The 15,807-nt window shown below is 63.8% G+C and carries 14 protein-coding genes and 1 tRNA gene; 10 read left to right on the forward strand and 5 right to left on the reverse strand.

What is annotated here, in order from left to right:
• Positions 1-337 precede the first annotated feature (337 nt).
• Positions 338-796 carry a CBS domain-containing protein gene (locus tag GWC77_RS21195; protein ID WP_173260123.1) on the reverse strand — a complete coding sequence of 153 codons (459 nt, stop codon included), beginning with the start codon at positions 794-796 and terminating at the stop codon, positions 338-340.
• A 196-nt stretch (positions 797-992) separates the two neighbouring features.
• Here GWC77_RS21195 and GWC77_RS21200 point away from each other — a divergent pair, with 196 nt between their 5' ends.
• Genes GWC77_RS21200 through GWC77_RS21210 form a run of 3 tightly spaced genes read left to right on the forward strand, consistent with a single transcriptional unit; the run spans position 993 to position 3,501 of the window.
• The gene (locus tag GWC77_RS21200) at positions 993-2,327 is read left to right on the forward strand and encodes an O-acetylhomoserine aminocarboxypropyltransferase (RefSeq protein ID WP_173260124.1); all 1,335 of its coding nucleotides are present in this window, start codon (positions 993-995) and stop codon (positions 2,325-2,327) included.
• Entirely contained in the window at positions 2,324-3,160 is an 837-nt protein-coding gene (locus tag GWC77_RS21205; protein ID WP_173260125.1) for an alpha/beta fold hydrolase, read from the forward strand. Before GWC77_RS21200 ends, GWC77_RS21205 begins: the two co-directional genes overlap by 4 nt.
• Before the next feature lie 20 nt (positions 3,161-3,180).
• On the forward strand, positions 3,181-3,501 hold the full coding sequence (locus tag GWC77_RS21210) for an Mpo1-like protein (protein WP_173260126.1): 321 nt from the start codon (positions 3,181-3,183) through the stop codon (positions 3,499-3,501).
• Between the two features lie 14 nt (positions 3,502-3,515).
• Here GWC77_RS21210 and GWC77_RS21215 read toward each other — a convergent pair whose 3' ends face one another.
• Positions 3,516-4,829 carry a YihY family inner membrane protein gene (locus GWC77_RS21215; RefSeq protein ID WP_254367075.1) on the reverse strand — a complete coding sequence of 438 codons (1,314 nt, stop codon included), beginning with the start codon at positions 4,827-4,829 and terminating at the stop codon, positions 3,516-3,518.
• Positions 4,830-4,943: 114 nt separating this feature from the next.
• Between GWC77_RS21215 and wrbA the strand changes: the two genes are divergently transcribed.
• The 4 genes from wrbA to GWC77_RS21235 are packed head-to-tail and all read left to right on the forward strand — an operon-like array spanning position 4,944 to position 8,245.
• On the forward strand, positions 4,944-5,546 hold the full coding sequence (gene wrbA / locus GWC77_RS21220; RefSeq protein WP_173260128.1) for an NAD(P)H:quinone oxidoreductase: 603 nt from the start codon (positions 4,944-4,946) through the stop codon (positions 5,544-5,546).
• Complete coding sequence (locus GWC77_RS21225) at positions 5,543-5,968, forward strand: DUF2069 domain-containing protein (RefSeq protein WP_173260129.1); 426 nt, start codon at positions 5,543-5,545, stop codon at positions 5,966-5,968. The genes wrbA and GWC77_RS21225 overlap by 4 nt, the downstream gene beginning before the upstream one ends.
• The gene (locus GWC77_RS21230; protein WP_173260130.1) at positions 5,965-7,395 is read left to right on the forward strand and encodes an FAD-binding oxidoreductase; all 1,431 of its coding nucleotides are present in this window, start codon (positions 5,965-5,967) and stop codon (positions 7,393-7,395) included. Before GWC77_RS21225 ends, GWC77_RS21230 begins: the two co-directional genes overlap by 4 nt.
• Positions 7,396-7,417: 22 nt before the next feature.
• Positions 7,418-8,245 carry a metallophosphoesterase gene (locus GWC77_RS21235; RefSeq protein ID WP_173260131.1) on the forward strand — a complete coding sequence of 276 codons (828 nt, stop codon included), beginning with the start codon at positions 7,418-7,420 and terminating at the stop codon, positions 8,243-8,245.
• A gap of 28 nt (positions 8,246-8,273) precedes the next feature.
• On the opposite strand, the gene GWC77_RS21240 is transcribed toward GWC77_RS21235, so the two are convergent.
• Both GWC77_RS21240 and GWC77_RS21245 read right to left on the reverse strand, forming a co-directional pair.
• Positions 8,274-9,995: a sensor histidine kinase gene (locus GWC77_RS21240; RefSeq protein WP_173260132.1), complete on the reverse strand. Its 1,722-nt coding sequence runs from the start codon at positions 9,993-9,995 to the stop codon at positions 8,274-8,276.
• A gap of 203 nt (positions 9,996-10,198) precedes the next feature.
• A tRNA-Pro gene (locus tag GWC77_RS21245) sits at positions 10,199-10,275 on the reverse strand.
• A 132-nt stretch (positions 10,276-10,407) separates the two neighbouring features.
• Between GWC77_RS21245 and GWC77_RS21250 the strand changes: the two genes are divergently transcribed.
• Both GWC77_RS21250 and GWC77_RS21255 read left to right on the forward strand, forming a co-directional pair.
• Positions 10,408-10,866, forward strand: a complete 459-nt coding sequence (locus GWC77_RS21250; RefSeq protein WP_173260133.1) for a histidine phosphatase family protein — start codon at positions 10,408-10,410, stop codon at positions 10,864-10,866.
• Between the two features lie 144 nt (positions 10,867-11,010).
• A complete protein-coding gene (locus tag GWC77_RS21255) occupies positions 11,011-11,832 on the forward strand; it encodes a GNAT family N-acetyltransferase (protein ID WP_173260134.1) in 822 nt (273 codons plus the stop codon).
• A gap of 87 nt (positions 11,833-11,919) precedes the next feature.
• Here the strand turns inward: GWC77_RS21255 and ppx are convergent, their stop codons facing one another.
• Positions 11,920-13,440 carry an exopolyphosphatase gene (gene ppx / locus GWC77_RS21260; protein WP_254367076.1) on the reverse strand — a complete coding sequence of 507 codons (1,521 nt, stop codon included), beginning with the start codon at positions 13,438-13,440 and terminating at the stop codon, positions 11,920-11,922.
• A gap of 288 nt (positions 13,441-13,728) precedes the next feature.
• Between ppx and ppk1 the strand changes: the two genes are divergently transcribed.
• Positions 13,729-15,792, forward strand: coding sequence for a polyphosphate kinase 1 (ppk1, locus tag GWC77_RS21265; protein ID WP_173260136.1), 2,064 nt, complete (start codon positions 13,729-13,731; stop codon positions 15,790-15,792).
• Positions 15,793-15,807: the final 15 nt, after the last annotated feature.

Below are 15,807 nucleotides of genomic sequence, written 5' to 3' on the forward strand. Positions count from 1 at the left end.
TTGAATTCCATTGCCGCCCAGCTCTCCGTTGATCGTGCCATTCGCGTGCCGCGCAAAAAGCAAGAGTAAACGGCAAGTCGCGACAGTTTACAAGCCGCTCACGCGGACTTGTGTGTAATGAAATGGGTTAACGGGCGTTCGCTCATGGATCGGGCGGCAGGGCGAGGCGCTGTCACGAAAATCGGACGATGGCTCGCGTCGATTCGAAAAAAAAGCCGCGCTCAAAGAACGCAGCCGGCTTGTTGTGCGACGCAACAAGACCGGGGCGCGTCTTGTTGCCGTCTATGCGTAGGGGAGCGGGAAACGGACGAATGGGCGCCGAAGCGCCTTAGCGCCCTTAGCGCAATTCGCGCGACTCGCCCTCTTCCGGCCAATCCCGGATGTATGCCTTCAGCATACGATTCTCGAAGCTCTGTTCTTCGACAACCGCCTTGGCGACGTCGTAAAACGAAATGACCCCCATCAACGTGCGGTTCTCGAGCACCGGCAGGTAGCGCACATGATGCTCGAGCATCATCCGGCGCACCTCGTCGACATCCGTTTCGGGGGTGCACGTGAGCGGGTGGTCGTCCATCACCTTGCGGATCATGCCGGAGCCTACGGTGCCACCATTCGTGTTCAACGTGACGATGATTTCGCGAAACGTCAACATGCCGACCAGATCGCCATGCTCCATGATCACGAGCGAACCGATGTCGTGCTCCGCCATCGTGGTCACCGCGGCTGTGAGCGGCGTATCGGGCGAAACGGTATAGAGCGTATTGCCCTTCACCTTCAAGATATCGCTGACCTTCATGGTTTGCCCCCTCCGGTTAAAGCCTCGTTTGATCGGTCGATCCTAGCGGAAAGCCCCTTAAAAGGAAAGCCGCGCGCGCCGATTTCAGCCGCCTGCGCGTGCGGACCGCCGCGCTGACCGCCTCTTGAACGGGCGTGCCGCGATGGTACGATGGCCGTCACGCCACCTTTGCCGGACGCGCGTCCGGCCGCCGCCGATGTCCGCCAACCGATTCGATACACTCGCCGTTCATGCCGGCGCCGCGCCCGATGCGACGACCGGCGCACGCGTCACGCCCATCCATCAAAGCGCTGCGTTCGTATTCCGCGACACGGATCACGCCGCCGCGCTGTTCGATATGGAACGCGCCGGGCATGTCTATTCGCGCATCTCCAACCCGACCGTCGCCGTTTTCGAAGAGCGTGTCGCCGCGCTCGAAAACGGCGCGGGCGCGATCGGCACGGCCAGCGGGCAAGCCGCCCTGCATTTGGCCATTGCGACGTTGATGGGCGCCGGCGCCCATATCGTCGCCTCGAATGCGCTTTACGGCGGCTCGCACAATCTGCTGCACTACACGCTGCCGCGCTTCGGCATCGAAACGACGTTCGTCGAGCCGCGCGATATCGATGCCTGGCGCGCCGCGCTGCGGTCCAACACCCGCCTCCTGTTCGGCGAGACACTGGGCAATCCGGGCCTCGACGTGCTCGACATTGCCACGCTGGCGCATCTCGCGCACGAGCATCGGGTGCCGCTGCTGGTGGACTCCACGTTCACGACGCCCTACCTGCTCAAACCGTTCGAGCATGGCGCCGATTTCGTCTATCACTCGGCGACCAAGTTCCTGGGCGGACACGGCACGACGATCGGCGGGGTACTCGTCGACAGCGGCGCCTTCGACTTCGTCGCATCGGGCCGCTTTCCCGAATTCACGGAGCCGTACGACGGCTTCCATGGCATGGTCTTCGCCGAAGAGAGCACCGTCGCGCCGTTTTTGCTGCGCGCGCGCCGCGAAGGCCTGCGCGACTTCGGCGCCACGCTGCACCCGCAAGCCGCGTGGCAACTGCTGCAAGGCATCGAAACGCTGCCGCTGCGGATGGACAGGCACGTGGCCAACACGCGCAAGGTCGTCGAATTCCTGGCCTCGCACGCGGGCGTGGCATCGATCGCCTATCCGGAGCTGCCCACGCATCCGGACTACGCGCTCGCGCAGCGCCTGCTGCCGCGCGGCGCGGGCGCCGTGGTCAGCTTCGATCTGCGCGGCGATCGCGCCGCCGGCCGGCGCTTCATCGAAGCCCTGACACTGTTCTCCCACCTCGCGAATGTCGGCGACGTCCGCTCGCTCGTGATTCATCCGGCTTCGACGACGCACTTTCGCATGGACGCCGCGGCGCTTGCGGCAGCAGGCATCCGAGAAGGCACCATTCGCCTGTCGATCGGGCTGGAAGATCCGGACGATCTCATCGACGATCTCAAGCGTGCGCTCAAGGCAGCCGGCAAGCCCGGCTCGAAACCCGATGCGGGCCGTGGCGCGCCACAAAAGGAGTCAGCATGATCGTCGACGTCCTGGGCAAACCGGCCTATGCGTATACCGGCGGCAGATCGTTCGATCCAGCGCTGCCGAGCGCCGTCTTCGTCCATGGCGCCCAGCACGACCACAGCGTCTGGGCGCTACAGAGCCGGTACTTTGCGCACCATGGCTTCAATGCGCTCGCCGTCGATCTGCCGGGCCATTGCCGCAGCGCGGGACCGGCGGCCAAGAGCATCGGCGCGCTCGCCGATTGGCTCGCGGCGTTCCTCGACACGCTGGGCGTGCCATCGGCGTTCGTGGCTGGGCACAGCATGGGCTCGCTCGTGGCACTCGATTTCGCCGGCCGTTATCCGACCCGCGCCGCGCGCGTGGCACTCGTCGCCACGGCCGTGCCGATGACCGTTTCCGACGCGTTGCTGGACGCCGCGCTGCATCGCGAAGCGGAAGCCATCTCGCTCGTCAATCGCTGGTCGCATTCGACGATCGCCGCCAAGCCCTCCTGTCCAGGCCCAGGTTTTTGGCTGCACGGGGTGAACCAGCGTCTGATGGAGCGCGTGGCCGCGGCCGGCGAGCCGGGGCTCTTCCACACCGACTTTTCCGCGTGCAACGGCTACGCGGAAGGGCTCGAGCGCGCTGGGCAACTGCGCTGCCCGGTACGGCTCGTGCTCGGTTCGAAGGACGCGATGACGCCGCCGAAGGCCGCGCGCGGACTCGTCGAAGCGCTTGCCGCGGCCGGTGCGCAGTTCGAAGTGGTCACGCTCGATGCCGGCCACGCATTGATGTCCGAGGCACCCGATGCGACCCTGGAAGCGCTCTTCGCGTTTGCGCGGCCGCTCCAGGCATTACCACCGTCCTGATCGTTGCGGAGGTAGCTATCATGGTTCACGGCACGCATGCGCCTCGTTTTACGAGCTTTGCGCAGTTCTATCCGTTCTATCTCGGCGAGCATCGCAATACGACTTGCCGAAGGCTGCATTTCATCGGCTCGCTAGGCGTGATCGGCTGCGTCGCCATGGCCATCGCGACGGGAAGCTGGTTCTGGCTGCCGGGCGCACTCGTGTGCGGATATGGGTTCGCCTGGGTCGGCCACTTCTTCTTCGAAAAGAACCGGCCCGCCACGTTCAGTCATCCGCTCTACAGCCTGATGGGCGACTGGGTGATGTTCAAAGACATTTGCACAGGCAAGATCCGGCTGTAGGCGGTAATCGCCCCTCAGGTAGCGTGGTGAGGCGAACCGGACAACACACGCGAGGCGCCGGCGTGAAATGCCTCGCGGGCCTCGCGCGCCGCAAGCAGCGTGGCGAGCGAAATCTCGAGTCTGTCGTTGCCAAGCGCAGCGAGCAAAGCGTCGCCGTCGACGCGCGTCGACTCCAGCCGCAATTGATATTCGAGCTCGGCCCGATCGATCACGAAAACGTCGAATAGCCGCGCCACCGTGACATGCGCCGGATTGGCGAGCAACGCGTAGCACGGCTGACCATCCGCGCCTTCGTCGGCCAGCCGCGTGATCCATTGATGGCGGCTCAGCTTGCCGACGATCCGCGTGGCCGTATCCAGATCGCACCGCAGCATGCGCGCGAGTTCCATCACGGTCAGCCCCGCAGCGCCATGGTCGCGTGCATCGCTCAGGCGCGCGAGAATCTCGAGCGCATCGAGCAGGTCTCCGCCCGCGTAGTCGTGCCGGTGGAACTGGCCGGCGCGAATAGCGGGCAACGTCGAGACGATCGTCGCGCCCGCGAGCGTGATGAACCAGCTCAGATAAACCCATATCAGGAACATGGGCACCGTCGCGAAAGCGCCATAGACCGCCGTATAGGTCGGGATGCGCCGGACGTAGAAGCCGAAGCCGCGCTTCGCGAGTTCGAACGCGATGGCGGCGCATAATCCGCCCACCACGGCATCGCGCCACTGCACGCTGCAGTTGGGCAGGTACACGTAGAGCATGGTGAAGGCCAGTCCGGTCAGCGGCAGCGCGGCCCCTGAAAGCGCCCATTCGATCAGCGGCGAGACGTAGCCGTTCGCCAACGAGCTCGATTGCGTGAAAAGGTGCGAGGTAATCGACAAGCTCACACCGATCAGCAACGGTCCCAGCGTGATGATCGCCCAGTAGACGAGCACGCGCTGTGCGAATGGGCGCGGTTTGGGCACGCGCCATATGAGGTTGAAGGCCGATTCGACGGTCATCATCGTCATGACGGACGTGACGAACAACACGATCATCCCCGCCGTCGTCAGTCCCTTCGCTTTCGAGGCGAACTGATTCAGGTAGCGAAAGATCTGGCTGTTGATCTGGTCCGGCATCAAGTGCTGGGCAAGGAACGTCTGCAGCGAAGCCTGAAACGTCGAAAAAATGGGAAACGCCGTAAAAAGCGCGAACGCTACCGTGGCGAGCGGAACGATCGCCAGCATCGTCGTGAACGTCAAGCTGCCGGCCACCTGCGCAATGCGGTCCTCGCTGCTGCGCTTGGCGGCAAATCGCGCGAGGCGTTTGACGGTATTCAGATCGACACTCAATTTTTTCGGCAAGAAATTCTCCGTCGTGGGGGGCGCATCGTGGGGCGCCGGCACGGGCTCTCCGCCCGCCACCGGCCGCTCGAATGCTCTCATGCCCCTATAATAGGCCGCTCATAAAAGCGTCCCATGAAAGACATCCTCGTACTTTATTACAGCCGGCACGGCGCCACCCGCGAATTGGCGCTCGCGATCGCGCAAGGCGTCGACAGCGTCGCGGGCATGCAGGCTCGCATTCGCACCGTGCCGAGCGTTTCGCCCCTCAGCGAAGCCACCGAACCGCCGATACCTGCGGATGGCCCGCCTTACGCCGAGCCGCGCGATCTCGAAGAATGCGCGGGTCTCGCACTCGGCTCCCCGACCCGCTTCGGCAATATGGCCGCCTCGCTCAAGTATTTTCTCGACGGCACCACGCCCCAGTGGCTGAGCGGCGCGCTGGCCGGCAAACCGGCTTGCGTCTTCACGTCGACGGGGAGTCTGCACGGCGGGCAGGAAACGACGCTGCTTTCGATGATGCTGCCGCTTTTGCATCACGGCATGCTGCTCGTGGGCATTCCTTATACCGAAAGCGCGCTGTCCGCGACGCAAAGCGGCGGTACGCCCTATGGCGCCTCGCACGTGTCCGGCGCGGGCGCCCGCGAATCGTCGCTTTCGCCGCACGAGAAAACGCTGGCCACCGCACTCGGCGCGCGCGTCGCGCGAACGGCGGCCCTGCTCGGCGGCCGTCCATGAGCGGCACTCGGCCTTCCGACGAGCAAACGGCTCGAGCTGCGGCTGGACCGGCGGGCGCGCACGGCGCATACGCCGTCGGGGCGGCGGTGGCGCTCGTCGCGCTGATCGCGCTGACGCTCGCCTGGGAGCGCTGGCTCGCGCCGTTGCGGCCCGGCGGCTCGGCCCTCGTACTCAAGGCGCTGCCGCTCGCTGCCGCGCTGCCCGGCGTGCTGCGCCGGCGTCTTTACACGTTGCAGTGGGCGTCGATGCTGATCCTGCTCTATTTCGCAGAAGGCATCGTGCGAGGCATGAGCGATGCGGGACGTTCAGCGATGCTGGGCTGGCTGGAAACGGCGTTATCAGTCGTTTTTCTCGCTTGCGCGCTCGCTTACGTCGCGCCGTTCAAGCGGGCGGCGCGCCAATCGAGGCAAAGATCATCATGAGCGATTCCACCTCTTCGTCCGAATTCGTCGCCGCCTGCCGGCAGGCCATCGGCGCGGCGCATGTCCTCACCGAGCCGCACGACACCGCCGCGTACCTGACCGATTGGCGCCGGCGCTATTCGGGCGCCACTTGCGCCGTGCTGCGCCCGGGCACGACCGAGGAAGTCGCGGCGCTCGTGCGGCTCGCGGCATCGCACCGCGTCGCGCTCGTGCCGCAAGGCGGCAATACGGGACTCGCGGGCGGTGCGACGCCCGATACGAGCGGCAAGCAGGCCGTCATCAGCCTCACCCGGCTCGCACGTGTGCGCGCCATCGACACGCACAACGATACGATCACGGTCGAAGCCGGCGTGGTTCTGGCCGACGTACAAGCCCGCGCACGCGAAGCCGGCCGGCTTTTCTCGCTGAGTCTCGCTGCCGAGGGCAGTTGCACGATCGGCGGAAATCTGTCGACCAATGCCGGCGGCACGGGGGTGCTGCGGTACGGCAACGCCCGGGATCTCTGCCTCGGCCTCGAGGTCGTCACGCCCCAAGGCGAGATTTGGAACGGTCTGAGGGGCCTGCGCAAGGACAACACCGGCTACGACTTGCGCGACCTCTACATCGGCTCGGAGGGTACGCTTGGGATCATCACTGCGGCCGTCATGAAGCTGCATCCGCTGCCGGCCGCACAAGTGACCGCGCTCGCAGCGCTCGCATCGCCGGATGCCGCGCTGGAATTCCTCTCGCTCGCGCGACGTACCGCCGGTGCATTGCTGACAGGCTTCGAGCTGATGTCCGACTTTTGCCTGCGGCTCGTCGGCAAGCACTTTGCGCAGCTTCGCTATCCGTTCGACGCGTCGCACCCGCAAACGGTCTTGCTCGAACTCTCCGACGGCGAAAGCGAAGCGCACGCACGGGGGCTTTTCGAGCAGATGATGGAAACGGCGCTCGATGCCGGGCTCGTCGAAGATGCGGTCGTCGCCGAAAACCTTGCACAGTCGCGCGCATTCTGGGCGCTGCGCGAGCATATTCCGCTCGCTCAGGCGGAAGAAGGACTGAACATCAAGCACGATATCGCAGTACCGATTTCGCGCATCGGCACGTTCATCGCCGAAACCGACGCTGCGATTGCGGCTGCCATCCCCGGCGCGAGGATGGTGACGTTCGGGCACCTCGGCGACGGCAATCTGCACTACAACGTCCAGGCGCCCGAAGGCGGCGACGCGAAGGCCTTTCTCTCCCGGTACCAAGCGGCAATCAACCGTCTTGTCTACGATAGCGTGGCTCGCCATCATGGCAGCATCAGCGCGGAACACGGTCTCGGGCAGCTCAAAGTGGACGAAGCCGCGCACTACAAGTCGCCGGTCGAACTCTCGCTCATGCGGGCGGTGAAACATGCACTCGATCCGCTCGGCCTGATGAATCCCGGCAAGGTGCTACGCTAGCTCAGAACGCAAGGGGCATCCCGTGAAAATCCGCGTACTGTCAGATTTGCACCTCGAATGCGACGAGCCGGAAGCGATTGCGCATGCCGACGCCGACCTCGTGGTGCTCGCCGGGGACATTCACAATCACGCGGAAGGCATCCGCTGGGCCGCGCAGACGTTCGATCCGGATACGCCGGTTGTCTACGTGCCCGGCAATCATGAGTACTACGACGGAGAGTTCGGCGCCCTCGAGACGGCCATGCGCGACGCGGCCGCGAGCGTCGATAACCTCCATTACCTGAACAACGCGACCTGGACCGATCCTGCCGGGCGCTGGCGCGTACTAGGCACCACCTTGTGGACCGATTTCGAGCTCTTCGGCGCGAGCGACGAAGCGCGCGCGGCCTCGTGCGCCGCCGCCGAGAAAGCCATGCTCGATTTTCGCGGGCCGATACAGGTAGCTTGGTCGCTCGACACCCGCACGAGCGAAGCGCCTTCGCGCATGTTCACGGTGGGCGATGCACTTGCGCTGCATCGGCAATCGCGCGCGTGGCTCGAGCGTGAGCTCGCTCAGCCATTCGACGGCACGACGATCGTCGTCACGCATCACGCACCTCATCGCGCGAGTCTGGCCGAGCGTTTTGCCAACGATCTGGCATCGGCCGGCTTCATCAGCCATTTGCCCACGCTCGTGCACGAACCGGTGGCGCTCTGGATTCACGGCCACACGCATACCGCCTTCGATTACATGAGCAACGGCACGCGAGTCGTCTGCAATCCACGCGGCTATCTGAACCGGCGCACGCGCGAGCGCGAAAATCCCCAGTTCGCGTGGGACAAGATCGTCGAGATTCCCACGCGCGCGTGACCCACCGTCGAGCGGGCGCGCGCGACGCTCAGCTGTCGACATGCTCATGCCTCGTCGGCATCGGAATGCGCACTTCGATCGTCGTACCTTGGCCTGGCGCGCTCTCGATATCGAGCTTGCCATCCACGAGATAGGCCCGCTCGCGCAACCCCGCGAGGCCGAACGAAGTGGGCTTGCGCCGCGCGAGCGGCTCGAAGCCGACTCCGTTGTCCCGTACCCGCAACACGACCTGCCCGTTCTCGCGAAGAAGACTGACCCACGCACGCGTCGCCTGTGCGTGCCGCGCGACATTGGTCAGCGATTCCTGCACGATCCGATACGCTGTCGACGCATACGGTTCGTCGAGGTCGAAATCGACAGGCTCGACAATGAGCTCGCAGTCGATACCGTGCCGTTGCTCGAACGCGTCGGTCAGCCATTGCACGGCGGCCGCCAAACCCAGATCGTCCAACATCGCCGGTCTGAGATCCGAGGCGATGCGACGCGTCGAAGTCACCGCCTCGTCGACGAGCGAGCGCATGTCCTCAAGCTTGGGCGGCGGCAAACCGCTCGCGGTCGTTTGTTGTTCGCCGAATCGATCGATCTCGAGGCGCAGGGTGGCAAGCGTTTGCGCCAGCTCATCGTGAAGCTCGCGCGCGATGCGGCGCTTTTCCTGCTCGCGTGCCGATGAGCTGATCGCCGCAAGGTCTCGCAACTCCGCTTGCGACCGCCTGAGCGCGTGCTCGGCACGCTTGCGGTCGGAGACCTCGCGCGTGAGATCGCGATTCGATGCGGCGAGTGCCGCCGTGCGCGCCGCAACCCGCTTTTCAAGCAACGCCTTGGCCTCGTTCAGTTCCGCCGTGCGCTGCTGAACGAGGCGCCGTTCGGCGCGTTCGCGGTCGAAGGCGCGTACGACACGCGCGTAAAGCTTGACGTTCTCGAAGGTGAGCGCCACGAGCACGAAGCTGGCGGCAAGCAACCCATAGATGCGGCCGGCATAGAACCCGAGGTCGAAGCGGCGATGATTGAGTGCCGCCGACAGCGCGATGTCGAAAAGCCAGGCGCATAGGACGACCATGAGCCAGAGATCCAGCACCGAGCGGGGCCGGCGGCGAGCAATGGCGGCGAGCGCGGCAAACGTCAACATGCCGATCGTGGCGATCGCAGCGACATAGACGGGCGTGTACAACTCGTGATCGAGAATCGGCGGCAAGTGCTCATGGCCTGCCGTGGTCAGGGCGACCACTCCACCGAGCGCACCCAGGATCACCAGACAGCACGTTGCGACGGGCACGAACAAGCCGCCCGTCGCGTCTCGTATCCGCGACGGCTCGGGCGGCGCTTGCCGCGCGTAGAGAAGCACTGCAACGGGGAAACCGGTGTGCCAGAACATGTAAAGCCATGCGGTCGTCTGCGGCCCCGCGCCAAGCAGCCCGTCAGGCGCGAAAAGGCCGGGGAATGTCAGCATGTGCGCGACGGCCGCCAGCGAAGTCAGCATGTAGCCGCTCGCCAGAACGAGGAGCGAGCGCGAGCGAAGAATCTTGTATTGCCCGATCAACAGCGCCGCCGTCAGCCAATCGCTGATGATCAGCGCCGATTCGTAAATCGGGATGAACGGCCAAACTTTCGCGAGTTGTACTTTTGCGAATGGCACCGCGACCACGAAGAACGCGAACGAGACCGCAACGACCGCAAGCGCGAGCTGTTTGTCGCGCCGTTCCGGCCGCAACGTCGACAGAAACACCTGTGCTTCGTCCGGCGACTCCCCCACGCTCGTCTCCCGCGTTCGATGGCGCGGCGGCAGTTCGACGCGCACGCATTCGTATTCATATTATGGGACGCGATCGGCGAGTCGCAAAGACAAAGCCAGCGTGGCGCGGTGTTCAGAGGCTTGCAATGCTCGTTGCAGGCGACTACGCGGTCTCACAAAGCAAAAAGCCCAGTCCGAGGACTAGGCTAGGTGCTTGATTCTATTGGTCGGAGCGAAAGGATTCGAACCTTCGACCCTCTGATCCCAAATCAGATGCGCTACCAGGCTGCGCTACGCTCCGACGAATCCGTGATTCTAGCCGGTTCCCGTGCGGCGGGTCAATCAAATGCCGCAGGAACGGAGGCACCGCGGCCGTGTCGAACCCGGCATCCGCTTTGCGGGTCAGTAGAATCTATCGAAAGAGGGCGAACTCATGAACCTCATCCTTTGGCGTCACGCCGAAGCCGAAGACGTCGCGTCGACAGACCTCGCCCGTCAACTGACCTCCCATGGCCGCAAGCAAGCGCAGACGACGGCCAAATGGCTCAAACACCGTCTGCCGCCCGACGCGCTCATTCTGGCGAGCCCGGCCGCGCGGACCATCCAGACCGTCGAAGCCCTGACCGATCAGTATCGAATCGCCAAAGAAATTGCGCCCGGCGCGCGCGCCGACGCAGTGCTCACGGCCGCCGGCTGGCCGGAAGGGGTGGCGCAGACGGTCGTCATCGTCGGTCATCAGCCGACGCTCGGCCTCGTGATTTCGCAACTCGTAGCGGGAAAAGCCAGTGAGTGGGCTGTGAAGAAGTCCGGCATATGGTGGCTGGAAAGCCGCGAGCGCGGCGGCCAGGCGCCCGTGCTGATCCGCGCCGTCATTTCTCCCGATCTCGCCTAAAATCGTCTGGCAGTCGAAATCGTGAAACATGCGTGTCGCTGATGCGACATGTCATCGCATTTACACGGGTTTGCCATGCAAGCGTCATCGGCGGTTACTACATTGGCAAACATACCGCATTCCTACATTTGATCAGGAACCTTTATGCGAGACCTGCCGACGCCCACCCTGCCCCTCGCTTTCATCCTTCCGCTAGATTCGCGCCGTCGACTTCCCCGCGCGGAGGAAACGATCACCGCGCAGCATCGGCTCCAGGTCGCCTGGGCACGTACGGACGAGGAACTGCGCGAAGCACAACGGCTGCGCTATCGCGTGTTCGCCGAAGAGATGGGCGCACGCGTCGTCGGTCCAGCCGGTCTCGATGTCGATCCGTTCGATCCGTACTGCGATCACCTGCTCGTGCGCGACCTCGATACGCTCAAGGTCGTAGGCACCTACCGTGTGCTGCCCCCGCATCAGGCCGCCCGCGTCGGGCGTCTTTATGCCGAAGGCGAATTCGATCTTTCCCGCCTCGCGCACCTGCGCTCGAAGATGGTCGAAGTCGGTCGTTCGTGCGTCCACCAGGACTATCGCAGCGGCTCCGTCATCATGTCGCTGTGGGGCGGATTGGGCGCCTACATGATGCAAAACGGCTATGAAACGATGCTGGGCTGCGCGAGCGTGCCGATGGCCGACGGCGGGCATTTCGCCGCGAACCTCTACGAATCGCTACGCGAGAGCGCCTTGACCGCACCCGAATACCGGGCGTTCCCGCATACGCCTCTGCCCGTCGAAGAGCTGCGCACCGGTGCGAAGGTGGCGCCGCCTCCGCTCGTGAAGGGCTATCTGCGGCTCGGCGCGAAGATCTGCGGCGCACCCGCCTGGGATCCCGATTTCAATTGCGCCGACTTTCTGACGCTGTTCCGGCTAGCCGACATCAATGCGCGTTACGCTCGCCATTTCCTCGGCGAAACGTCCGCGCGCTGAGCGCACCCGCGAGCGAGCCACGACAGCAACACCTCCCGCGCGCGTCACTACACACGAGCGGGCGTTCGTTATAGCGGCATGCGACGCTCAATCGTCGGTATAGACGACGCGATAGCGGATACCGACCTTCTCCCATTCCGCAGCCTCTTGAATGAGGCTGTAGTCGGTCAACGGATTATTGGCGACCCAGTCGTTGGGCAATCTGATTTCATAGCCGCTGTTCCGCTTCTCGACGCGGATACCTGGCAGCCCGACATCGGCCCGACGCCGGCATAACAGCGCCGCAAGCCGCAGACAAAACAGCAGCGGCCATTCGACGTCGCGCGTCTGCGCCAGTTTTCCGAGCTTGCCGGCATGGCCGAGCACGAGCGCCGCAAGCCGCGCCTGGTCCGTGCGCGAGAACCCGGGCATATCGGCATTGCTCGCGATATAGGCGGAATGCTTGTGATAAGCGCTGTGCGAAATCGACAGTCCGATCTCGTGCAGCGCCGCCGCCCATGCGAGGAACATGCGGTCTTCGTCTTCATCGTCGGCGTTGTTCCTATCCGCCCCGCCGAGCTGATCGTAAAAACCGACCGACAGATCGCGAATACGCTGCGCCTGCGCGCGGTCGACGCCATAGCGGCGCGTGAAGCCTTCGACCGTCACCGCACGCATATCCTCGTGTTGCGTCCGCCCCAGCAGATCGTAGAGCACGCCGAGACGCAGCGCGCCGTCGGTCGTATCGACGTAATCGATGCCGAGTTCCTCGAACACAGCGAGCATGATCGACAGCCCGCCTGCCAGCACCGGCACGCGATCGGCCTTGAGCGCGATGAGCTTGAGCCGATTCACGTTCTCGGCTTTGATCAGCGCGCGCTTGAGCCGCTCGAGCCCGCCGCGCGAGATGCCGTGCGAGATGCCGGCATCGTTGAAGCCGTTGGCCTCGACGAGTTCGGCGAGCGCACGCGCCGTACCGGACGAGCCGATCGCCTGGTCCCAGCCCGCCTTTTTGTACTCGTGCGAAATGATCTGTATCTCGCGTTTCGCCGCGAGTTCGGCTTGCCTCATCGTGTACTCGTCGACGTTTCCGGCCGGGAAGAACTGTCGGCTATGGCTCACGCAGCCGATATACAGGCTTTCCATGACGAGCGGCGTGTAGTGTGAACCGATGATGAACTCGGTCGAGCCACCGCCGATATCGACCACGAGCCGCTTACCGGAGCTCGCGGGGACGGAATGCGCAGCGCCGGCGTAGATGAGCCGCGCTTCCTCCCGCCCGGCGATGACTTCGATCGGAAAGCCGAGCGCCCTCTCGGCCTCGACGAGAAAATCGGGTGCGTTTTTAGCGACGCGCAGCGTGTTCGTCGCGACCGCGCGCACATGATCGGGGTGAAAGTCCCGCAGGCGCTCGCCGAAACGTTTGAGCGCATTCCACGCCCGCTCCTGCGAGGCGCTGTCGAGCATCTTGTCGGCGGACAGTCCAGCCGCGAGCCGCACGGGTTCGCGCAGCGCATCGACCTGATAGATCTGACTGCCGGCCGGCGTTTCCTCGACGCGACCGACAATGAGGCGGAAGCTGTTCGAGCCGAGATCGACAGAGGCGAGCAAATGCGGGGTGGTGGGCATGAGCGGAAACGTTTCCAGTCGTGCGACAGGCGCCGCTCGGCGATTTCGAGCGAATGACGGCGCAACGCGGTTCAAAGTCGCCATTTTACGCACATAGAAGGGCACTCCGGTCATTCGCAGGGGCACGTCTATACCTCATCGTGCGCCCCCGCCCGAACTGCCATCTCAAATTAGACCAATTACCCGTAGAATTGATGACATCGACGTTCATCTAAAAGACATTGGACTGTGAGACTTTCCGAGCAACCGTTCGCTTTTTCATCCGACCCTTCTCACTCACTACTACCGATGTCGGTGCGTTACCCCCTGCTCAATCGGGAATTGGGCATCCTCGGCTTCAACGAGCGCGTGCTCGCCCAGGCCGCTGACCCGGCGATACCGCTGCTGGAACGGCTGCGATTCATTTGTATCACGAGCAGCAACCTCGACGAATTCTTCGAAATCCGCATGGCCGGGTTGCAGGAACAGATGCGCGACAATCCGGGGGCGCTCGCGCCGGACGGCATGTCGCTGCAGCATGTCTACGATCTGGTCGTCGAGCGCGCGCAAAAACTCGTGCATCGCCAATACCGCATGCTGCACGAAACGATACTGCCGGCGCTCGAGGAGCAAGGCATCTACTTTCACGGCAGCGAAGCGTGGACGGAAGCCCAGACGCAGTGGGCGCGCCGCTATTTCAACGACGAACTGCTGCCCGTGCTCACTCCGATCGGGCTCGACCCCGCTCACCCTTTTCCCCGCGTGCTCAACAAGAGCCTGAACTTCGTCATCGAACTCGAGGGCAAGGACGCATTCGGCCGACAAGCAGTCATGGGCATCGTGCAGGCGCCGCGTGCATTGCCGCGGCTGGTGCGCATGCCGCAGGAGCTCTCGGGGTTCACTCACGGGTTCGTGTTGTTGAGTTCTTTCATGCAGCGTTTCGTGGGCGAGCTTTTTCCGAATCTCCTCGTGCGCAGCTGCAACCAATTCCGGATCACGCGCAACAGCGAGCTATTCGTCGACGAGGACGAAATCACCAATCTGCGCGTCGCCCTGCAAGGCGAGCTGCCGGCGCGCCATCTCGGCAATGCGGTACGGCTCGAAGTCTCGGCCGATACGCCGCCTCATCTCGTGCAGCGCCTGCTCGACGAAAGCGTCCTGAGCGAAAAGGACTGTTATCGGGTCGAGGGCCCCGTGAACCTCGTCCGGCTCATGCAGTTGCCGGAGATGGTCGACCGCCCCGACCTCAAGTTCGTGCCGCACGTGCCGGCCACACCGGAGCGGCTTGCCAATTCGACGAATCATTTCGAAACGATCGATCAGGGCGATGTCCTGCTGCACCATCCGTACGAGAGCTTCCAGCCCGTGCTCGAATTGCTCGTGCAAGCGGCGCAGGATCCGAATGTCATGGCGATCAAGCAGACGATCTATCGCACCGGCACCGACTCGCCATTGATGGACGCGCTGATGCAGGCGGCGCGCAATGGCAAGGAAGTGACCGTCGTCGTCGAACTGCTCGCGCGCTTCGACGAAGAAACGAATATCAACTGGGCATCGCAGCTCGAGGCGGTGGGCGCGCACGTAGTCTATGGCGTCGTGGGCCATAAATGCCACGCGAAGATGATGCTGATCGTGCGCCGCGTGACCGAAAATGGCCGATCCGTGCTCAAGCGCTACGCGCACCTCGGCACGGGTAATTACCATCCGCGCACGGCAAGGCTCTACAGCGATTTCGGTTTGATGACGTCGGATCAGATGATCTGCGAAGACGTACACCATGTCTTCCAGCAATTGACGGGCATCGGCGGCGAACTGAAGCTGCACGAGCTTTGGCAGTCTCCATTCACGCTGCACCCGCGGCTCGTGGAAGCCATTCGCGCGGAAGCCGAAAACGCACGGGCCGGCAAGAAGGCGCGCATCGTCGCAAAGATGAACGCGCTGCTCGAGCCGACCGTGATCGCGGAGTTGTACGAGGCATCCCAAGCGGGCGTCAAGATCGACCTGATCATCCGCGGCGTCTGTTCGTTGCAGCCGGGAGTGGCTGGCCTCTCAGAAAACATCACCGTGCGATCGATCGTGGGCCGGTTTCTCGAGCACCATCGCATCTTCTACTTCTTCTCCAATGGCGACGAACGCGTCTACCTCTCGAGCGCCGACTGGATGGATCGCAACTTCTTCCGCCGCGTCGAAGTCGCATTCCCGATCAAGGACCGGCGCCTGAAGCGGCGCGTCATCGCCGAAGGGCTTTCCGGCTTTCTCGGCGACAACCAATCCGCCTGGGTCATGCAAAGCGATGGCCATTATCGGCGTTCACGTCCGGGCAAATCCTCGCGTAACGCGCAAGCGAGCCTGCTGACGAAGTTCGGTTGTTAGCCCCTTGGCTGTGTG

This window comes from Paraburkholderia sp. NMBU_R16, from assembly GCF_013282575.1.
In the GTDB taxonomy this organism is placed as follows: domain Bacteria; phylum Pseudomonadota; class Gammaproteobacteria; order Burkholderiales; family Burkholderiaceae; genus Trinickia.